Origin of the sequence: Bradyrhizobium niftali (assembly GCF_004571025.1) — a bacterium.
GTDB classification, from domain to species: Bacteria; Pseudomonadota; Alphaproteobacteria; order Rhizobiales; family Xanthobacteraceae; genus Bradyrhizobium; species Bradyrhizobium niftali.
In genome coordinates, this window is sequence record NZ_SPQT01000001.1 from 656762 (window position 1) to 677144 (window position 20383).

20 protein-coding genes are annotated in these 20383 nt (G+C 64.2%); 7 read left to right on the forward strand and 13 right to left on the reverse strand.

What is annotated here, in order from left to right; genetic code table 11:
• The first annotated feature begins 32 nt into the window (after positions 1 to 32).
• From E4K65_RS02915 to E4K65_RS02925, 3 genes are read left to right on the forward strand one after another with little or no spacing between them, the layout of a single operon-like run.
• Complete coding sequence (locus E4K65_RS02915; RefSeq protein WP_167770475.1) at positions 33 to 815, forward strand: cyclase family protein; 783 nt, start codon at positions 33 to 35, stop codon at positions 813 to 815.
• A 57-nt stretch (positions 816 to 872) separates the two neighbouring features.
• Positions 873 to 2030 carry an ABC transporter substrate-binding protein gene (locus E4K65_RS02920; protein ID WP_027548857.1) on the forward strand — a complete coding sequence of 386 codons (1158 nt, stop codon included), beginning with the start codon at positions 873 to 875 and terminating at the stop codon, positions 2028 to 2030.
• A gap of 9 nt (positions 2031 to 2039) precedes the next feature.
• On the forward strand, positions 2040 to 3662 hold the full coding sequence (locus E4K65_RS02925; protein WP_135172827.1) for an ATP-dependent acyl-CoA ligase: 1623 nt from the start codon (positions 2040 to 2042) through the stop codon (positions 3660 to 3662).
• A gap of 113 nt (positions 3663 to 3775) precedes the next feature.
• Here the strand turns inward: E4K65_RS02925 and E4K65_RS02930 are convergent, their stop codons facing one another.
• Positions 3776 to 4282, reverse strand: a complete 507-nt coding sequence (locus tag E4K65_RS02930; protein WP_027548855.1) for a MarR family winged helix-turn-helix transcriptional regulator — start codon at positions 4280 to 4282, stop codon at positions 3776 to 3778.
• 291 nt (positions 4283 to 4573) lie between these two features.
• On the opposite strand from E4K65_RS02930, the gene E4K65_RS02940 reads away from it, so the two are divergent.
• The 3 genes from E4K65_RS02940 to E4K65_RS02950 are packed head-to-tail and all read left to right on the forward strand — an operon-like array spanning position 4574 to position 8546.
• The gene (locus tag E4K65_RS02940; RefSeq protein ID WP_135172828.1) at positions 4574 to 6892 is read left to right on the forward strand and encodes a bifunctional salicylyl-CoA 5-hydroxylase/oxidoreductase; all 2319 of its coding nucleotides are present in this window, start codon (positions 4574 to 4576) and stop codon (positions 6890 to 6892) included.
• Between the two features lie 16 nt (positions 6893 to 6908).
• Positions 6909 to 8087 carry an acyl-CoA dehydrogenase family protein gene (locus tag E4K65_RS02945; RefSeq protein ID WP_135172829.1) on the forward strand — a complete coding sequence of 393 codons (1179 nt, stop codon included), beginning with the start codon at positions 6909 to 6911 and terminating at the stop codon, positions 8085 to 8087.
• Between the two features lie 18 nt (positions 8088 to 8105).
• Complete coding sequence (locus E4K65_RS02950) at positions 8106 to 8546, forward strand: RidA family protein (RefSeq protein WP_135172830.1); 441 nt, start codon at positions 8106 to 8108, stop codon at positions 8544 to 8546.
• A 92-nt stretch (positions 8547 to 8638) separates the two neighbouring features.
• Here E4K65_RS02950 and E4K65_RS02955 read toward each other — a convergent pair whose 3' ends face one another.
• The 11 genes from E4K65_RS02955 to E4K65_RS03005 all read right to left on the reverse strand — a co-directional run bounded on the left by E4K65_RS02955 (position 8639) and on the right by E4K65_RS03005 (position 18833).
• The gene (locus E4K65_RS02955; RefSeq protein WP_135172831.1) at positions 8639 to 11761 is read right to left on the reverse strand and encodes an efflux RND transporter permease subunit; all 3123 of its coding nucleotides are present in this window, start codon (positions 11759 to 11761) and stop codon (positions 8639 to 8641) included.
• Positions 11758 to 13002: an efflux RND transporter periplasmic adaptor subunit gene (locus tag E4K65_RS02960; RefSeq protein WP_135172832.1), complete on the reverse strand. Its 1245-nt coding sequence runs from the start codon at positions 13000 to 13002 to the stop codon at positions 11758 to 11760. The genes E4K65_RS02955 and E4K65_RS02960 overlap by 4 nt, the downstream gene beginning before the upstream one ends.
• Before the next feature lie 60 nt (positions 13003 to 13062).
• Positions 13063 to 13446, reverse strand: coding sequence for a hypothetical protein (locus tag E4K65_RS02965; protein ID WP_235885438.1), 384 nt, complete (start codon positions 13444 to 13446; stop codon positions 13063 to 13065).
• Positions 13392 to 13748 carry a twin-arginine translocation signal domain-containing protein gene (locus E4K65_RS49935; RefSeq protein ID WP_135172834.1) on the reverse strand — a complete coding sequence of 119 codons (357 nt, stop codon included), beginning with the start codon at positions 13746 to 13748 and terminating at the stop codon, positions 13392 to 13394. The genes E4K65_RS02965 and E4K65_RS49935 overlap by 55 nt, the downstream gene beginning before the upstream one ends.
• A gap of 15 nt (positions 13749 to 13763) precedes the next feature.
• Positions 13764 to 14321: an HdeD family acid-resistance protein gene (locus tag E4K65_RS02975; RefSeq protein ID WP_167770477.1), complete on the reverse strand. Its 558-nt coding sequence runs from the start codon at positions 14319 to 14321 to the stop codon at positions 13764 to 13766.
• A 155-nt stretch (positions 14322 to 14476) separates the two neighbouring features.
• A complete protein-coding gene (locus E4K65_RS02980; RefSeq protein ID WP_027548848.1) occupies positions 14477 to 14962 on the reverse strand; it encodes a DUF992 domain-containing protein in 486 nt (161 codons plus the stop codon).
• Positions 14963 to 15562: a hypothetical protein gene (locus tag E4K65_RS02985; protein ID WP_135172836.1), complete on the reverse strand. Its 600-nt coding sequence runs from the start codon at positions 15560 to 15562 to the stop codon at positions 14963 to 14965.
• Complete coding sequence (locus tag E4K65_RS02990) at positions 15559 to 16698, reverse strand: AI-2E family transporter (protein ID WP_135172837.1); 1140 nt, start codon at positions 16696 to 16698, stop codon at positions 15559 to 15561. Before E4K65_RS02990 ends, E4K65_RS02985 begins: the two co-directional genes overlap by 4 nt.
• Before the next feature lie 41 nt (positions 16699 to 16739).
• Positions 16740 to 16979, reverse strand: coding sequence for a hypothetical protein (locus tag E4K65_RS02995; RefSeq protein ID WP_135172838.1), 240 nt, complete (start codon positions 16977 to 16979; stop codon positions 16740 to 16742).
• 30 nt (positions 16980 to 17009) lie between these two features.
• Positions 17010 to 18449 (reverse strand): basic amino acid/polyamine antiporter, encoded by a 1440-nt coding sequence (locus E4K65_RS03000; RefSeq protein ID WP_135172839.1) that lies wholly within the window; start codon positions 18447 to 18449, stop codon positions 17010 to 17012.
• A 186-nt stretch (positions 18450 to 18635) separates the two neighbouring features.
• Entirely contained in the window at positions 18636 to 18833 is a 198-nt protein-coding gene (locus E4K65_RS03005) for a DUF6894 family protein (RefSeq protein WP_135172840.1), read from the reverse strand.
• Between the two features lie 261 nt (positions 18834 to 19094).
• Between E4K65_RS03005 and E4K65_RS03010 the strand changes: the two genes are divergently transcribed.
• Positions 19095 to 19793 carry a Bax inhibitor-1/YccA family protein gene (locus E4K65_RS03010; protein ID WP_135172841.1) on the forward strand — a complete coding sequence of 233 codons (699 nt, stop codon included), beginning with the start codon at positions 19095 to 19097 and terminating at the stop codon, positions 19791 to 19793.
• Positions 19794 to 19815: 22 nt separating this feature from the next.
• Here E4K65_RS03010 and E4K65_RS03015 read toward each other — a convergent pair whose 3' ends face one another.
• On the reverse strand, positions 19816 to 20319 hold the full coding sequence (locus E4K65_RS03015; RefSeq protein WP_027548841.1) for a DUF1269 domain-containing protein: 504 nt from the start codon (positions 20317 to 20319) through the stop codon (positions 19816 to 19818).
• Positions 20320 to 20383: the final 64 nt, after the last annotated feature.

Genomic DNA, 20383 nt, shown 5'->3' on the forward strand with positions numbered 1-20383 from the left:
TCGAGATTTCAACCAAGCCGGAGGACGTGACGATGCAAGGCAACAATCTCCTGGAGCTGGCGGGTGCGATTTCTTCCGGCGCGGTGCGCGTCGTCGATCTGACCTTCACGCTCAGTCCGGACTTTCCGGTCATCGTGCTGCCGCCGGAGTTCGGCCAGGCGGCGCCGGTCCGCATCCAGGAAATCTCGCGATACGACGGTCGCGGCCCGGCCTGGTACTGGAATAACATTACGTTTGGCGAACACACCGGCACGCATTTCGATGCGCCGATTCACTGGTTCACCGGCAAGAACCTGCCGAACAATGCCGTCGACACGATGCCGGCCAAGGACATGATCGCGCCGGCCTGCGTCATCGATTGCTCCGCGCAGGCGGCCCAGGATCCCGATTTCCTGCTGACCGTCCCGCTCGTCGAAGCCTGGGAAGCCAAGCACGGTCGGATCCCCGAGCGGAATTGGGTGCTGCTCAGGACCGACTGGTCGAAGAAGGGCTGGCGCGACTACTCCAATCTCGGGGACGACGGCGCGCACACGCCGGGCCCGAACCCTGATGTCATGAAGTGGCTGGTGGAGGAGCGCGGCATCATCGGGTTTGGCACCGAGACCATCGGCACGGATGCGGGGCAGGCCGGGCATTTCGAGCCGCCTTATCCCGCGCATCACTTCCTGCACGGCGGGGGTCGCTACGGCCTGCAATGCCTGTGCAACCTGGATCAGCTTCCGGCCACCGGGGCCGTCATCGTGGCCTCGCCGCTGAAGATCCAGAACGGCTCCGGCAGTCCGCTTCGCGTCATCGCGCTGGTCTCGTCGACCTGAAGCGAATCCATGGCGCTTGCCAATCGGAACAAGAAGTCCTCACGAAAGACAGGTGCCATGAACTTGATCAAGAGCCTGCTGGCCTCCACTGCATTGCTTCTTGCCGTCCCTCAGGCCGTCCAAGCCGAGATCCTCGTCGGCTTCGTCACCGGTCTCAGCGGGCCGGTGTCGTCGATTGGAATTCCGAACGGGAAGGGGATCGCGGCGGGCCAAGTCTATCTCGGTGAGATCGGTGGCGAGAAGGTCCGCGTCATCCAGTTGGACGACGGCTCCGATCCGACCGCGTCGGCGCGCAACGCCCGCAAGCTCGTCGAGCAGGAAAAAGTCGATGTCCTCATGGGCACGTCCGGTGCGCCCCAGACGCTCGCGATGGCGACCGCGGCCATCGAGATGAGGATTCCGATGATCGCGGTGTCCCCGATCGCGCCGGTGCCGCCGGGCGAGGGCGGTCCCTGGGTCGTGCAGACGCCGCAACCGACGCCGCTGCTGTTGCAGGGCATCGTCGACAACATGAAGGCGAAGGGATTGAAGAGCGTCGCGTTCATCGGCTTCTCCGACGCGTTAGGTGACCTCTTCTACGATTCCCTGGTGCAGGCCGCCAAGTCGGCGGACATCAAGGTGATCGCCAATGAGCGCTACGCGCGTTCGGACTCTTCGGTCACGGCGCAGGTGCTGCGCGTCGTCGCCGCGCATCCCGATGCGATCATGTTGGGTGGGACGGGAACGCCCGGTGCGCTGCCGGTGATCGCGCTGTCTGAGCGCGGCTACAAGGGGCCGCTCTATGGCAATCACGGCATGATCAGCGCCGATTTCCTTCGTCTTGCCGGCAAGGCCGCCAACGGCATCATCTGCCCGACCGGGCCGGTGACCGCGGCGGAGCAGCTTCCGGCCAGCAATCCGATCCAGAAGGTTGCACTGGATTTCCGCGCGGCCTTCGCGAAGGCGAACGGCGAGGCGCCGACGGATTCATTCTCGTCCTATTCCTTCGACGGCTGGCTGGTCTTCGCCGATGCTGCCAAGCGCGCGATGGCGACCGGCGCCAAGCCCGGTTCGCCGGAATTCCGGACCGCGCTTCGTCAGGCGCTGTTCACGACCAAGGAGGTCGTCGGGACGCAGGGCGTCTACACCTACACGCCGGCGGACCGCCATGGCGTCGACGATCGCTCACGCGTCATGGTCCAGATCGAGGACGGTAAATACAAGCTGTTGCCCTGAGGTCGGAGCATGAGCGTGACGGAGAACGTGACGCCGGCCTGGGCGCGTGCGGTGACGTCGTTTCCGCCGTCGGACCGGATTCTGTCCACCATTCTCACGCGCCAGGCCGAGCGCTATGGCGATCGCACCCTGCTGGTTGCGGGTGAGACGCGCTGGACCTTTGCGCAGACCGCGGCGATCGCGGCCGCGTCGGCCCAGGCGCTCGTCGATGCGGGGATCAAGCCGGGCGATCGGGTCGCGCTGATGTGTTCGAACCGTCCGGAGTTTTTGCAGGTCTATCTCGGCTGCGCATGGCTCGGGGCCATCGCAGTCCCGATCAATACCGCGCTCCGCGGTTTCCAGCTCTCCCACATCTTCCGCAACTCGCGTCCCGCGCTCCTCGTCGTCGAGGCTCAGTTCGTTGTCGCGATCGAGAGTGTCGAGGCGGGTGTCGAGCTGCCGCCCCGGACCTGGATCATCGGGGCTGCCGCCGACGCAATCGACGCCGGGCTTTCCGCGTTACCGTTGCCGGCGCTCGGAGCCGCGGCGCCGGCGGCTGCCGTCCGCCCCGGCGACACCGTTGCGATCCTCTACACATCGGGCACCACGGGGCCTGCAAAGGGTGTGTGCTGTCCGCAGGCGCAGCTGTTCTGGTGGGGCATCTATTCGGCGCGAGCGCTCGGCGTCCGCGAGGGCGATGTGCTGTTCACGACGCTGCCCCTGTTCCACACCAACGCGCTGAATGCGTTCTATCAGGCGCTTCTGAACGGGTGCACCTATGTGCTGGAGCCGAAATTCTCCGCCTCCGGCTTCTGGGCCGCCGCCCAGCGGCACAATGCGACGGTCGGCTATCTGCTCGGCGCGATGGCGTCGATGCTTCTGGCGCAGCCGAAGAATGCGAACGATTCGGCCCATCGTCTGCGCGTTGCGCTTGGCGGCGGCGTGCCGCCGCAAATCCACGGTCCTTTCCTCGCGCGGTTTGGCGTGCCGCTGGTCGACGGCTACGGGTCGACCGAGACAAACTTCGTGTTCGCAGGCACGATCCCGTCCGATCGTCCGGGAACGATGGGCTATCTCGCCGACGGAATCGAGGCGCGGGTCGTCGACGAGAATGATTCAGCACTTCCGGATGGACAGGCCGGGGAACTGCTGCTTCGCGCAAGAGAGCCCTTTGCCTTCGCCGCCGGCTATTTCGGCATGCCGGAGAAGACGGTCGAGGCGTGGCGAAATCTGTGGTTTCACTCGGGCGATCGGGTCGTTCGGGATTCTGACGGACACTATCGCTTCATCGACCGCATGAAGGATTCCATCCGCAGGCGCGGCGAGAACGTATCCTCATGGGAGGTCGAGCAGGCCATCCAGTCCCATCCCGCGGTCGCCGCCTGCGCGATCTACCCGCTGCCGTCGGAATTGGGAGAGGACGAGGTTGCGGCTGCGATCCTGCTGGAACCGGGCCAGTTGCTGGAGCCCGTCGACATCGTCAGGCATTGCGAAGGGCAGATCGCCTATTTCGCCATCCCGCGCTATGTGCGCATTCTGAGCCAGATGCCGTTGACGGAGAACGGCAAGATCAAGAAGGGCGTGCTGCGCGAGGCGGGCGTCACCACGGACACATGGGATCGCGAGGCGGCCGGAGTGAGGTTGCGGCGCTAGAGCATGGTCCGGAAAAGCGCGCAGCAGTTTTCCGAAAAGACCATGCTCAAACGATAACCCAAAGCGCGATGACGATTCATGCCAATCTCATCGCGCTTTAACCGTCGGTCCGCTCAGGGTTTTTGCAGCGCGTCCTTGACGGCGCCCTTGAGTTCGTCGAGCTCGCCGATCAATCCGTCGAACCGGTCCGCCGGGAAATCCGCCAGCAGCTCGGCAAGCCAAGCGCCGTGGCTCTTGGCCATTCGCCTGAAGGCCTTGCGGCCTTCGACCGTCATGCAGACGATCTGCACGCGGCGGTCGAGGTTCGACGGCGTGCGGGTGATGTATCCGTCTTCGACCAGGCGGTCCACGATCGGCGTCAGGTTCCCGGCCGAGACCATCAGGCGCTTGGGCAGCTCTCCCAGCACGAGTCCGCTCGGCTCGCGGTCGAGCTGCGCGAGAACGTCGAAGCGAGGCATCGTGAAATCGAATTCTTCGCGAAACCGGCGCCGCAGCTCCCCCTCGATCAGGGTCGTGCAGGCGAGCAGCCGGAGCCAAACTCGCGTTTGAGCCCTGTACTCGGCCTCTTGATCTGCCCCATTCTTGGCTGAAACAGGCGTGGACTCCTTCGCGAGCGCCAATCGAATCTCCCGGGCTTGGTGGCCTGACGAAAGCTGATGCAGCTTTCGCGGATGCTGGCAAGATAGTTCGTGCCAAAAGTAAATTCAAGGCTGAGCCCGGGGGCCCCGGAATCTGCTCTGCCGTGTAGCCAATTTGATTGTATCTCAAGATCGACGCTGCGGCGCCGGGGGCGCCGCCCGGGCTCCTTGCAGAACCCACCTTGACAAGGCCCGTGCCGACAAATTACTTTATGCTTAAAATAATTCGGGCGAGAGCTCGGCACACGGCGCGGCGCGCGAAAGCGAGGGATCATGCGCATAGTCTGTATCGGCGGCGGCCCGGCGGGTCTCTATCTGGGTCTGCTGATGAAGCGCCAGCATCCGGAGCACGTCATCTCGGTCGTCGAGCGCAACAAGCCCTACGATACGTTCGGCTGGGGGGTCGTGTTCTCCGATGCCATGATGTCCGCGATGCGGCTTGCCGACCCCGAGAGCGCCGCCGAGATCGAGGACGCCTTCAATCACTGGGACGATATCGAGCTCGTCTTCAAGGGCACGCGCCAGCGTACGACCGGCCATGGCTTCATCGGTATCGGGCGCAAGCATCTGCTCAACATCCTTCAGAGGCGCTGCGAGGCGCTGGGTGTCGAGCTCGTCTTCGAGCGCGACGTCGAGTCCGATCTCGAATTTCCCGACGCCGACCTGATCGTCGCCTGCGACGGCGTCAATTCCAGAATCCGCGCCCGCTATTCCGATCAATTCCAGCCCGACATGGTGATCCGGCCGAACCGCTACATCTGGCTCGGCACCAAGAAGGCGTTCGACGCCTTCACGTTCGATTTTCAGAGGACCGAGCACGGCTGGTTCCAGGCGCACATCTACAAGTTCGACGCAGAGACCTCGACCTTCATCGTCGAGACCACGGAAGAGGCCTACAACGCCCACGGGCTTGGCGAGCTCGATCAGCAGGCGTCGATCGATTTCTGCGAAAAGATCTTCGCCGAGACGCTCGATGGCGCGAAGCTCCTCACCAATGCCCGCCATCTGCGCGGCTCGGCCTGGCTCAATTTCAGCCGCCTGATCTGCGGCAAATGGAGCGTGTTCAACGGCAAGTCTCATGTCGTGCTGATGGGAGATGCCGCGCACACCGCGCATTTCGCGATCGGGTCGGGCACCAAGCTCGCGCTCGACGACGCCATCGAGCTCGCCAACCAGTTCGATCGCCATGGTCACGGTCGCGCCGGCATCGAAACCGTGCTCGAGGCCTATGAGGAGGTGCGCCGTGTCGACGTGGCGCGCATCCAGAACGCGGCGCGCAACGCCATGGAATGGTTCGAGGTGGTCGGCCGGCGTTATGCCGACACGCTCGAGCCGCCGCAATTCTTCTATTCGATGCTGACGCGCTCTCAGCGTATCAGCCACGAAAACCTTCGCCTGCGCGACCGCACCTGGCTGGAAGGTTTTGAGCGCTGGTTTGCCGCGCGCTCGGGCATCGCCGTCAAGGACGGCGAGCGGGTGCCGCCGCCGATGCTGACGCCGCACCGCGTGCGCGGCCTTTCGCTCGCGAACCGCATCATGGTGTCGCCGATGGCGATGTATTCGGCCGAAGACGGGCTCATCAACGACTTCCACATCGCTCATCTCGGCGCGCGTGCCATGGGCGGCGCTGCGCTGATCTTTGCCGAGATGACCTGCGTCTCGCCGGATGCGCGGATCACGCCGGGCTGCCTCGGGCTCTGGAACGATGCGCAAGAAGCGCAGTGGCGCCGGCTGGTCGAGCTGGTCCACAGTCTCGGGCACGCCAAGGTCGGAATCCAGCTTGGCCATGCCGGGCGCAAGGGCGCGACCAGAGTGCCCTGGGAAGGGATCGATCAACCACTTGAATCCGGAGAATGGCCTCTGATCTCCGCGTCGGCGTTGCCGTATCTGGCCCACAGCCAGTTGCCGCGGGCGATGGATCGCAGCGACATGGACCGCGTGCGCGACGATTTCGTCGCGGCGACACATCGCGCCGCTGCCGCCGGCGTCGAGTGGCTCGAGCTGCATTGCGCCCACGGTTATCTTCTGTCGAGCTTCCTGTCGCCGCTGACCAACCGGCGCACGGACGAATACGGCGGCAGCCACGAGAACCGCGCGCGCTTTCCGCTGGAGGTGTTCGAGGCGATGCGCGCGGTCTGGCCGTCCGATCGGCCGATGTCGGTGCGTCTGTCCTGCCATGACTGGACCGAAGGCGGCAACATCCCGGCCGATGCGGCGATCTTCGCCGCGATGTTCAAGGAGGCGGGGGCGGACGTGATCGATTGTTCGTCAGGACAGGTCTGGAAGGAGGAGCGGCCGATCTATGGGCGCCTGTTCCAGACGCCGTTCGCCGACCTGATCCGCAACGAGGTCGGCATCGAGACCATCGCAGTCGGCGCGATCTCCGAGGCCGATCACGCCAACTCGATCCTCGCGGCCGGCCGCGCCGACCTCTGCGCCATTGCGCGGCCGCATCTTGCCGACCCGGCCTGGACGTTGCACGAAGCCGCGCGCATCGGCATCACGTCGGTCAGTTGGCCGAAGCAGTATCTGTCCGCCAAGGGGCAATACGAAACCAATCTGGCGCGCGCCGCGGCAGCTAGCGCGCAGTGAGCGGAGGAGGGATCAGATGAGCTCCGTGGCAAAGGTCATCAAGCGGGACTGGCTGGACTGGCCGTTCTTCGAACAACGCCACCACACGATCGGCGAGCGGCTCGACCGCTTCGTGCAGTCGGGGGTTCTCGACACAATCGATCACGGCGATGTCGACGCCGCCTGCCGCAAGCTCGTGCGCGCGATGGGCGAGGCGGGGGTGCTCGATTGCGCGGTTGCGGCGCCCGACGGCGATGCGACGACGATCGATTCCCGCTCGATCTGCCTGTCGCGCGAGTCGCTGGCCTATGCCGATGGCCTCGCCGATTTCGCCTTCGCCATGCAGGGGCTCGGCTCCGGCGCGATCGCGCTCGGCGGTTCGGCTGAGCTGCGCAAGGCCGTGCTGCCGAAGGTTCGCTCCGGCGAATGGCTTGCGGCCTTCGCGCTGTCCGAGAAGGAGGCGGGATCGGACGTCGCGGCGATGTCCTGCACCGCGCGTGCCGACGGCAACGACTACGTCATCGACGGCGAGAAGACCTGGATCTCCAACGGCGGCATTGCCGACGTCTACACGCTGTTTGCGCGAACCGGCGAGGCGCCGGGCGCGCGCGGCATCTCGGCGTTCGTCGTTTTTCCCGATGATCCCGGCTTCGGCATCGCCGACCGCATCGACGTCATCGCGCCGCATCCGCTGGCGACGTTGCGCTTTGCCAATTGCCGGATCCCGGCGGGCCGTCGCCTCGGCGCGCCGGGCGGCGGGTTCAAGCTCGCGATGCAGACGCTGGATATTTTTCGCGCGTCGGTCGCGGCCGCAGCGCTCGGCTTTGCCCGGCGGGCGCTCGACGAGGCGCTGTCGCACGCGCGCAGCCGGCGCATGTTCGGCGCGACGCTGGGAGATCTCCAATTGACCCAGGCCGCGCTCGGCGACATGGCGACCGACACCGACGCCGCCGCGCTCCTGACCTATCGCGCGGCCTGGCGCCGCGATGTCCAGAAGCTTCCGACGACGCGCGAAGCTGCAATGGCGAAGCTGACGGCGACCGAGACCGCCCAGCGCGTCATCGATCGCGCGGTCCAGATGTTCGGCGGACGCGGCGTGCGCAAGGGTGAGGTCGTCGAAAGCCTCTACCGCGAAATCCGGGCGTTGCGCATCTACGAGGGCGCGACCGAGGTGCAGAAACTGATTGTGGCGCGCGATTTACTGAAGTCGCGCTGAGACGATAGAGAGAGACCGATGAGTGTGATGAGACAGCCGGGCGCAGCGGCTCCCGAAATGGCGAACGGTTTGCAGGTACTCCAGCCCGGCGGCTGGCCGCAGCCAAAGGGATATGCGAACGGCATGATGGCCGACGGGCGCCTCGTCGTGACCGGCGGCGTCGTCGGCTGGGACGTTTCAGGCCGGTTTGGCGACGGATTTGTTGCGCAGGTCCGCCAGGCGCTCGAAAACATCGTCGCGATCCTGGCCGAAGGCGGCGCGCGTCCGGATCATCTGGTTCGCCTGACCTGGTATGTCGTGGACATGGACGAATACGTCTCCAATCTCAAGGCGCTCGGCAAAGCCTATCGGGAGGTGATCGGCACCCACTATCCCAGCATGGCGCTCGTTCAGGTCGTGCGTCTTGTCGAGCCGGCAGCGCGCGTCGAGATAGAAGCGACGGCTGTCGTCCCGCGTTGAAGGACTGCGGCCTCGAGTGCCCGTTCGACATGGGCCCGGATCGCATTTCGCGCGTTGTGGATCCAGCCATGCCAGAGTTTCGCTGGGGCAACTCAGCGGCTGGATGTTGACGTCGTCTTCATCCGCTCCCGCAGACGCTGGAACGTCACGTAGAGCGTCGGGACGAGAAAGATGCCGATTGAGCTTGCCGCAAGCATGCCCGCAAATACGGCCGTCCCGACGGCTCTGCGGCTGAGCTCCGCAGCACCGGTTGCAATCACGAGCGGCAGGAGGCCAAGGATGAAGGCGACCGACGTCATCATGACCGCGCGAAAGCGCATATGCGCGCCCTGTATCGCGGCGTCGTCGAGCGCCACGCCCGCTTCGCGTTGCTCCTTGGCAAATTCGACGATCAGAATGCCGTTCTTGGCGGCGAGCGCGATCAGGACCACGAGCCCGATCTGGCCGTAGAGGTCGAGATTGAGGCCGGCGAGCTTGATGCCGATATAGGACCCGAGCACGCCGACGACGACCGACAGCAGCACCGGGATCGGGATCACCGTGCTCTCATAGAGCGCCACCAGGAACAGGTAGGCAAACAGCACCGCGAGCATGAGCACGATGCCGGTCTGGCCGGCGGCCTCTTGCTCCTGATAGGCGGTTCCGGTCCACGCGAAACTGTAGCCCGCAGGCAGCACGGTGTTGGAGATTTCCGCCATTGCGGCCATCGCGGTTCCCGAGGAGATGCCCGGCGACGGGCTGCCGTTTACCGTCACCGAGCGATAATTGTTGTAGCGGGTGATCACCTGAGGCCCGGTCACGATCTTGATCCCGGCGAGCGACCTGATCGGGACCATCTGGCCGGCGCCGTTGCGCAGATAGATCCGCCAGATGTCCGAAATATCGGCGCGATCGAACGCTTCGCCCTGAACGTTGACCTGCCAGGTGCGGCCGAACAGGTTGAAGTTGTTGACATAGATGCCGCCGAGCGTCGCTTGCAAGGCGGTGAAGATGTCGCTGACCGTCACGCCGAGCGCCTGCGCCTTGCGGCGGTCGATGTCGAGATAGACGGACGGATTGGTCGCAGTGAAGGTCGAAAACACACGCGCAAGCCGTGGATCGGCGTTGGCTGCACCGATCAGCGCCCCCGTGACGCTGGAGATCGCGGCCGGGCTCTGTCCTTCCAGCGCCTGAAGCTGGTATTCGAACCCGCCTCCGGTGGAGAGCCCAATGATCGGCGGCAGGTTGAACGGCAACACGTTGGCCTGTCGAATCTGTGCGCCGGCTGCGAAGGTTTGCCGGATCAGCGCCTGCACGGAATCGGCTGCCGCCTTGCGATCGGAAAACGGCTTCAGGCGCGTGACCACCAATGCGCTGTTCGGCTCGGATGCGCCGTCGAGCAGGGAAAAGCCTACGATGGCGAGGACGTGATCGACGGCGGGGATCTGTTTCAGGATATCCTCGATCTGTTGGGTGACCTCGCTGGTTCGCGCCACTGATGCGCCGTCTGGCAGTTGCACCGAGGTGAAGAAGGCGCCCTGGTCTTCCTCAGGGAGGAAACCGGTTGGCGTGATCAGCGACATGCCGAAGATACCGGCGGCAAGAACGGCGACGAGCGGCAGTGAGAGGCCCGCTACGCGCAAAAGCCGGCGGACGCCGCCGCTGTAGCGGTCGCGCAGCCAGTCGACGAAGCCGAGGACGCGCCCCATGATGCCGCGCCTGGGGCCGGTGTGGCGCAAGAACAGCGCGCACAAGGCGGGCGATAGCGTCAGCGCGTTCAACGCCGAGATCATCATCGCGGCGCTGATCGTCACCGCAAACTGGCGAAACAGCGTTCCGGAAATGCCAGGAATGAATGCGATCGGTACGAAGACGGAGAGCAGCACCAGGGTGATCGCGATGATCGGCGCGGTGATCTGGGTCATGGCCTTCTTGCTGGCCTCGGCGGGGGAAAGGCCCGGCTCCTCCTCCATCACCCGCTCGACGTTCTCGACGACGACGATGGCGTCGTCCACCACGATGCCGATGGCGAGCACCATGGCCAGCAGGGACACCGTGTTGGCCGAATAGCCCAGCACCAGCAGGACGGCGAACGTGCCGATCAGGCTCACCGGAACGGCAACGGCCGGGATCACCGTGGCGCGCAGATTGCCGAGGAACAGGTACACCACGATCACGACCAGAATGAAGGCCTCGCCCAGCGTCCGCAAGACCTCCGTGATCGTGTCGCGCACGAAGCTCGTGGAATCGTATTGCACGAGATAGCTCAGGCCGGTGGGGAAACGCAGCGACAGCCGCTGCATCGTCGCCGCCACGGCCTGTGCGGTGGTCATCGCATTGGCGCCCGGCGCCAGATAGATCGCGACCGGCACGGCCGCGCGGCCGTCGATCCGCGCTTCGCTGTCGAGATTTTGCGCACCCATCTCGACACGGGCAACGTCCTTCACGAGCAGTGACGAGCCGTCCGGGTTGGCACGCAGCACGATATTGGCGAATTGCTCGACGGTGGCGAGCCTGCCCAGGGTCTGCACATTGAACTGGAGCTGCTGGTCGTCGCTGATCGGACGTGCTCCGATGCGACCCACAGGTGCCTGGACGCTTTGCGTGCGGATCGCGGCAATGACGTCGGACGGCGTGAGATCGAGGCTGGTGAGCCGCTGCGTATCGAACCAGATCCGCATCGAGTAGTTCATCTTGGCGAACAGGTTCGCCTGGCCGACGCCGGGCGTACTGGCGATCGCATCGAGCACGTTGATGATCGCGTAGTTGGTGATGAACAGCGGATCCTGCTGGCCATTGGCGCTGTAGAGCACCAGGAATTGCAGGATCGACGAGGACCGCTTGTGCACCGTCACCCCCTGCTGCTGCACTTCGGTCGGCAGTTGCGACAGAGCGCTCTGCACGCGGTTGTTGACGTTGACGGTATTGATGTCGGGGTTGGTGCCGAGCGCGAACGAAACCGTCAGCGTGTAGCTGCCGTCATTGGCGCTGGTCGATTTCATGTAGAGCGCGCGATCGACGCCGATGATCTGCGCCTCGAGGGGTTGGGCGACGCTGCTCTCGACCACCTCGGCGGATGCACCGGGGAAGTTGCCGGAGACCGTGACCTGCGGCGGCACGATGTCCGGAAATTGCGCCACCGGAATCTGCATCAACGCCAGCGCGCCGGCGATGGTGATGATGAAGGCGATCACCATCGAAAGCCGCGGACGATCGATGAAGACGGCAGATATCATGGTTTGCGGTCCAGCGGGCGGCTCGTGCCGGAGGCGCCGTGATCCGCTTGCGGAGCCGTGCCGTCTGCGGCAGCCTTCATGCTCGAGAGGATCAGCGGACTTGCCGGTCCCGGCGAAACGGTCTGGCCAGGACGAACGCGCTGCAAGCCCTCCGCGATGACCTTGTCGCCGGCCGCAAGTCCGGCGATCACGGCGGCGATGGTCGTGGTCGATTGTCCGAGCTGGACGCGGCGCTGCTCGGCCTTGTTGTCGGCGCCGACAGCCAGCACATAGTCGCCCTGCTGATCGGAGAGCACAGCGGCGCGCGGGATTGCCAGCACCTCGATCGGTTGGACGCCCTCCAGCACGACGGTGACGAACTCGCCGTCGGTGAGTTCGTGGACGATGACACCAGCCGCCGAAGAAGCCCGCAGGATCGGATTGCCGATCTCCCCGCGTACGGTGATGGTATCGGTGCCCTGGGCGATGGTGTTGTCGACGAAATTCAGCTTGCCGGAGTGGCCGTACATGCGGCCATCGGGCAGTCGCAGCCTGATCACCACCGCGTCCAGGCCGCCTTGTGGTCCGTATCGTTCCCGCAGCTCGAGCCCCTGGCGGAGCGGCACCGGGAAGGTGACATACATCGGGTCCTGGCTGACGATGGTGGCCAGCACGCCCGAGCTCGGACCGACGACGTTGCCTTCCGTCACCGCCGTGCGTCCGATCTTGCCGGCAATCGGCGCGTTGATCATCGTGTAACCGAGATTGATCTGGGAGGCTTGGACCTGGGCTTGCGCGGCGTGCACCTGGGCTTCGAGGCTGAGCTGGTTCGCGATCGCTGCATCGTAGGTGGACTGTTGCCCGGCAGGGCCCCCGAGCAGGGTCCGCGCGCGTTCGGTCGTCAATTTGGCATTTTCGAGCGTTGCCTGGAGCTGCGCGACCTGCGCCTTTTTCGATGCGAGATCCGCTTCGAAGGGACCACGTTCGAGCCGATAGAGCTCATCGCCTTCCTTGATCTCGGCGCCCTCGTCGAACAGGCGCTTGTCCAGAAATGCCGTCACGCGCGCGACGACGTTGACCCGATTGATCGCCTCGATCCGTCCAAGAAATTCGCTGGTCTCGGTGATCGGCCGCCTGGTCGCTTCCACGACGCCGACAGCAGGGGCTCCGGCCGCGGCGGGTTGGGTCCGGGCGGTCCCACCGGCGATGATCGTCAGGAGAGTTGCCGCCAGCAGCCTGATCGGGACGCCAGCAAGGTTCATTGTCCGCTCCTTGCTCCAGACTTGAGAGCCGGGCCGGGTCTGTGCTTCACCAGCGCCTCGTTACTCCCGTCGTGTCCGATCGTTGCGCGCGGGTTCGTCGTAACCCTTGCGACGGCTATAGAACATCAGCGCGATCAGGCCGCAGCCGAACACCAACATCAGGATGACGGCCCCTCCGAGGATGATGTTGCGGTAGAGCGGCATCGATGGAGTTGCCTGCCATACCGACACGCAGAAGGCGGCTGCCACCACGAGAAGAGCTATCAGAGCGGCCCACAGGAGCCATTGATTCGCGTGGCGCACGATCGCCTCCATCGCCCGGGTCGGGGCCTGCATCGCCTTCGTGTCAAATCTGCTGCCAGCGGATTGCGCAAGTTGAGAGGGGCTTCCTAGCGCCACCGCCATCCGCAACGACGACGACCGCGATGCCACCAGCAAACCCATCGGCGCCTGCGCGGCGGTGGGCGGCCCCAGCCTGGACGAGGCGGCGGTCCCCACTGCGCTTGCCAGAGTAGCGGCGGTCGTCCCCAACCGGGGGCAGGGCCCCAGGCGGGAGCGGGCGGTCCCCACCACTGAGCTTGCGTCAGGAGGTCCGACGGCTCGCTGGCCTGGCCAAGATCGTGGGCAATCGGCATCGCTTCCGCAGTCTCAATCAGACGAACTCCGATAGCGCCGATCGCCGCGGCAGCAACGGCATTCTGAGCGAAGCCAAGGAAAGCTCGACGGGTGGGAGTGTCCATCATCATCTTCTCCTTCGTTCGTTACGCAGCTCGCCGCACGGATTGAAGCGCATAAAGCAGCCACGCCAGGCCGTGCGAGATCAGGTCGACGCCAAGCAGGAATCCGAGGGCCCAGACGCTGATGGTCGGAAAGCCGAACAGGATCAGCACGCCCGCGAGCAGTCCGAAGATGCCGGAGATCAGCATCATCCATCCGTTCTGTCGCCAATGGGCGAAGCTCAGCACGCATCGAATGACGCCCGAGGCGAACAGCACCGCGCCGAGGAAATAGGTGAGGATCAGGGCACCGGAAGCCGGCTGGGTGAGCAGCACAAGCCCGAAGGCGAGATAGAGCGCGCCGAGAACAATCTGCCACAGAAAACCGCCCCATCCTTTGGTCCAGAAGGCATGGGCGATCTCGAATGCGCCAGCCGCGATAGCCGTCAGCCCGATCAGCTTGACGCTGATGATCGTCGCGAAGACCACGTCACTGAGAGCCGCGATGCCGGCGACGATCATCACGATGCCAAGGAGAGCGCAGACCCACAGCGGAGGCGAGCCCAGAACCCCGATGTCCGACCGGCTGTCATAGACCGTCATGCCATCCTCCTGATCCGCGCGATGATCGGCACGCTTGGGATGGTAGCTTCGAGCCCGCGCGGTCGACATCCGACGAAACCCTGAGCGACGGGGTGGGAATGTTCGCGTGGGCCCAACCGGACTCCAGCGATCGCGCGTGAAATCGCTGTTGCGAGCTATCGGCTGCCGCGCGGGCCCAGCGTCAGATTGGTGACGCCGGCCGCGAGATTGATCCCGATCGACCGCTCGATCGACAGCGGCTGCAACATCACACTCCTGCGCGAGCCGCCGATCAGGACGTTGGCGCCGAGACCGGGGCCGAATGCGAGGCTGCCGCTCGCGCCGACATAGTTGCCGCGCAGGGTGGCGGACCCGATCCGCGAGTTCTTGGCGAGCACGGCCCAGGACAGGGAGCCTGCACTGGTCACGCCGAGATCAAGGCCAACGCGCCGGATCCGTCCCTCATAGATGAACTGCCTCGGCGGGTTTCTCGCGAAGAATGTGCAGCGCAGTGACTGCGCTGATCCGAGCACAAGCCCGACGCGCGGGGTGCTCAAGCAGAGGAGCCGGCCGACCCTGAACGTTTCGGCGCGCGCGGGCAGGTTGGCGATGCATAGCAGCGCGGATGTGCCGAAGACTGCAACAAGTCGTGTCATTCGCATTCAGGCCTCCACTTGGCTGTTGGTGTCGGAGGGCGCAATCCTCGGTCGGCCGTCCTGGCGGAGCCAGAACGTGATGCCGAGGCCGATCAGCAGCACTGCGCCCAGCAGGAAGAAGAAGACGGACTGCTTCAGCCAGGATATCGCCGGGACGGCGACGCCCATCGCCAGGCCGAGGAACGAGATTTGCAGCGATAACAGGCTGACGCCGGCAAGGAACGTGCCGAGTGCGAGCAACGTCAGCAGGACCAGGCCGGTTGCCGGTGTCGGAAGCAACTGCTGGACGCCCGAGACCAGTATGATGTTCATCGTGACCAGGACGGCAATCCAGTGCAGCGCCTGGGTCCAGATCAATCGGAGCTGGGTCTCTTTGCCCTGGGTTTCCGGCCATTTGGTAACGACGCAGACGACGCAGATGGCAAGCGCCAGGAATTCCCAATAGCCGACGAGAGGCTGGTGGGAGACGTTGGTATAGGCGACCCCTCCGATAGCGAGCACCAGCGCCACGATGTAAGGAAGCTGCTGCCACAGGAAATGAGCCATTCCGGAACGATACGAGGGAGGCTCGGTACCCACGTTTCGTTGTACATCGATCTTGCTCATGGCCGATCCACTCTCGATCTACCGCCGTTGAACGTCTGCTTGAGGTCATCGCCAAGGTAGTCCTCGACGTAGAATCGGATGATCGCGACACGGCCGATCGCGACCAGTGGCATCGCCAGCGCGATGCCCAGGACGCCGAACAGCGCGCCCAGCATGACAATCGCGACCAGCGTCCAGGCAGGAGGGATCTCGACCGCCTGACGCTGGATCAGCGGGCCGATCACATAGCCTTCGACCGACTGGATGATCGTGTAGATCAGGACGGCCCAGATCAGCAGGGAACTGCCGAGCGGCATTGCGACGAGCGCGATCGGAATTGCGGCCACGATGGGTCCGAGATAGGGAATGAAATTGGACAGTCCCGCCTGCAATCCGAGCACGAAAGGACCGGGCAGCCCGATGAGGTAGAGTGCGACCCAGACCCACAGCGTCATGAGGATGATGCGGATGAACTGTCCGACCAGCCACAGCCGCATGACGGTGCCTATCTCGTCCATGACTGCCCTTGTCCGCGTGCGATAGGACTGCTTCACCAGCATGACGAGGCTATCGCGATGGCTGTTCGGATCGAAGGCAAAGAGGATCCCGAGGAACAGGATCACCAGCGCGCCGGTCAGAAGAGTTGAGGCTCCGCCGAGCAGAAATTGAGCGTGGCTGAGAAATCGGCCCTGATCCGAGAACAGCCATTGCGCGAAGTCGCGGCCCCATTCCGGGCCGAGGAGGTCAACGCCATATGACAGGAGATGCTCCTGCAGGACGTCGATCTGGCTGTCCATGACCTTCAGCAGGAGGCGCGTCTGCTCCGGCAGCTTGCCCGCACCCCAGACGATTCCAAACCCCGACAGAGCGGAGAACAGCAACAGGACCAGCGTCAGTCGCCAGGCGCGATTGAGCGGAAGGACCGGCGCCAGAGCCCTCGCGCACGCGTCCAGAAATGCGGCGAACAACACGCCTGCGAAGATGAGCAGGAGACTGGACACCGTCTGCCACGCCAGGAACAGGCAAACGCACGCAGCGAGCAGCGTGAGACCGGTCGCGAGCATGCTGCGTCGTGCGTCGTTCTCCGGCCGGCCGGTGGAATCGTCGCGTAGAACGACCTCGTGGAGCTTCTCCGGTCCTGTCCTGGACTCGCTCATGGATCGGTCCAATCGCTGGAGTCGACGATCGTCTTCTGCACCTAGGTCCGCACGCGCCGGCTGCCATAGTGCGGATGCTTTCCGCCGCGGTGACGCCAGTAACGGTGCTTCGTCGGGTTCGTATTGGTGTTGGGCGCTGCGCTCTTCGGTGCCGGCGCGCCGGCATCTTTTTGGGCAGACACGCCGGTCTCGGTCGGCTGGGCCGGCGACAGGGTTGGACATGCGGAGACCGCCACCAATCCGCCGAGGATCAAGGCGCCACAGATGGCCCGGGTGCTCATATCCGCCTCCATGTAACCAGGGACAAGGACTCAAATCGAGATGGCTCCGGTGGCCAGCGCGTAGACGCCGGCGCATGCGGCGATCGTGATCGCTGCAAAAAGGATGATTTCGAACGGCCTGAAGATCGCTTCCTTGCGCTCGCGCTTTGCGAGTAGGAACAGCACCGTGCCGGGTGCATAGAGGATCGACGACAGCAAGAGAAACTTGGGCCCGCCTGCGTAGATCATGCCGGCCGCGTAAAGTGTCGCGATGGCCGAGCGGATCCAGTCGACGACGCGGGCGTGCTCGCCGGCGTGATAGGCCTCGCTGGTCCAGGCGAGCTTCAGGCCGTACGCCGCAACAAAGAAATATGGGATCAGCGTCATCGCGCTCGTCATCTTCAAGGCAAGCGTGAATGCGTATTCCGCAAACCAGGTGACGAGCAGAAAACTCTGGATGACGCAGTTGGTGAGCCAGAGTGCGCCGGCAGGGACCTTGTGCACGTTCACCGTGGCGAGAAAGGAGGGCATCGTGCGGTGGATCGCGGCGGAATGCAGGATCTCGGCCGCCAACAGCGACCAGGACAAGTAGTTGCCGAGGACCGAGATCAGCAGTGCCACACTGATGAACACGCTGCCCCAGCGGCCGACGACCGCTTCCATCACGCCCGCCATGGATGGTGTCGGTAGATCCGCCAGCTCCGCTCGTGGCAGCACGCCGTACGACAGGAGCGTCACGAGGACGAGGAGGCACAGAACCGTCAGAAAGCCGGCAAGGGTTGCGAATCCGACGTCGGCGCGGCTCCGGGCGTAGCGGGAGTAGACACTCGCGCCTTCAATTCCGACGAACACGAACACCGTCAGCAGCATCGTGCCGCGAACCTGCGCGACCACCTTCGAGACGTCCGGCTGCTCCGTCCCCCAGAAATTCATGGAGAAGAGCGTGCCGTCGAAGGCGATGATGGCGACGACAATGAACAATAGGATCGGGATGATCTTGGCGTAGGTCGCGATCGTATTGAGCGCGGCCGCTCCCGTGATGCCGCGCAGCAGCAGAATGTGCACTCCCCAGAGCAGGACGGTCGCCGAAGCGATCGCCACCGGCGTTGTGCCATCGCCGAAGATCGGGAAAAACTGTCCGAGCGTCGCCTTGATCAAGACGAGGCAGGCGACATCTGCAAGGCAGCAACCGATCCAGTATCCGACCGCCGAAGCAAAGCCGATATAGTCGCCAAATCCGGCCCTGGCATAGGCATAGATGCCGGCATCGAGGTTCGGCTTGCGTTGTGACAAGGTCTGGAACACGAAGGCGAGCATCAGCATGCCCGTGCCCGCGATGGCCCAGGCGATTATCGCTCCGAGCGCGCCCGTGGTCCGTCCGAACGCTGCAGGCAATGCAAAGATACCGGAACCGACCATCGACCCGATCACGAGCGCGATGAGCGCATTCCGGGAGAGCCCTTGATCGGCCTGGCTCGATGGAGGCGCCATGGTGCAAGCTGGCCTTCCAATCGGAGATCGGGCAGGCGCGACAAGCCCTTGCGACGGTGCAGCGCCGGCCACCCCTTGGCAAAGACCTTAGGAGCAGCCCTTCTGCTCGAACATCAGTGATTCTATGTAGAGAGCAGTGGCAGGAAACCAGTAGGCTGGACCTGGTCCGGCCAGCCTCGTCTTTCCTCAGTTGCGACCGGACGAAAGTCCGGGAGCGGTATCGGCCACAAACACGAAGCTCGACCGGACGAATTCCCCGGCCTTGGCAAGCTCTTCTGCAATGCGCCGGGCATGCAGCATCGCCGCGTCCTGGTCAACGTGCTCGCATCCGCTCTCGTCCGGCGAGAGGCCGTACCTGTCGACGATGTGAAAGAAGTAGCGCATGTCGGCCGATTAGGCCGGTAATCGACCCGCTTCCAGTGACAAATGCGTAAGGGTCGTAATCAGAAAGACGAACGCAAGCGGCAGCTCCATCTTGCGATTCTGTAAGGCGGAAAATCGCCGCAAGCTGAAGGGCAGGCGTGCCGAATTTGCAGGCCGAGTAGGGTGATCTTGCCCCCGGGATATCAGGTGATTGTCCGATATCCGTGCGAGGGCAGAGGGATAGGGTTGCTGCCTCCCAACGGCTCCGCGAGGAGGCAAGCGATGTCAAACTACGATCAGAACCTGGCGACCTCTGACGCAATCGCGATGGACGGTGGATTGCGCGGCTACATGCTGCGCATCTACAACTACATGGCCGCCGGCGTCGGCTTGACCGCCGTTGTGGCGTGGCTGACCTACCAGCTCACCGGTCCCGCATTGCTGCAGAGTCCGTTGATGTGGGTCTTCATACTGGCGCCGCTCGCGCTGGTCTTTTTCCTAAGCGCGCGCATCAATACGCTGTCGGCGGCGACGGCGCGGCTCCTGTTCTTCATCTATGCCGCGCTGGTCGGTGTCTCGCTCTCGATACTGCTGCACATCTACACCAGCGCCTCGATCACGCGCGTGTTCTTCATCGCGGCCGCCATGTTCGGGGCGCTCAGCGTGTTCGGCTACACCACAAGGCGTGACCTGTCCGGCCTCGGCACTTTCCTGTTCATGGGCCTGATCGGGGTCATCATTGCGAGCCTGGTGAACCTCTTCCTGCAATCAAGCGGGCTCGACTGGTTGATCTCGATCGTGGGCGTCGGCGTCTTTGCGGGGCTCACGGCCTACGACACCCAGCGGATCAAGGCAATGTACGACAGCGGCGACGATGAAACGTCGGCTGGCCGCAAGTCGGTGATTTCAGCGCTGTCGCTCTATCTCAACTTCATCAACCTGTTCATGATGCTGCTGCGTCTGGCCGGCAGCCGGCGCTGAGCGACCGAACGAAAGGCGGCCCTCAGGCCGCCGGTCGCTCCGCGGCGCTTGCCAGCGCGTCGCGCAGGGCCTGCTCCCTGGTGTCATCCAGGGACGTCTTCAGCACGGTCCCTCCGGCGTCCTTGATCTCCTTCAGGACTTTGTCTGCAGTCATATTCTTGATCAGGACGAACAGCGCGGCATTGCCGGTGTGGAGTGACGCTGACAACTCCTTCATGAAGGAGTCATCGATGCCGAAATCGGACAAGGCGCCGCCGAGCGCGCCGGAGGCCGCGCCGACGGCGACACCGAGGATCGGATTGAGGAAGATCATGCCGATCAGAAGCCCCCAGAAACCGCCGGTCACCGCCCCCATCGACGTCGTATTGACGAGTTGATTGAGTTTGATGCCGCCGGAATCCGTCTTCACGGCGATCACGGCATCGCTGATCGTGATCAGATATTCCTTCTGCAGCTTGAGCAGCCGTTGGCGCACTTCCTCAGCCTTTGCTTCGGATGGATAAACGATCGCCACTAAATCTGACATGAAGACCTCCCGCTGGATCGCACTCCGCCGGCCAAGCCTGGTACGCTGGCGGGACGCGCTGTCA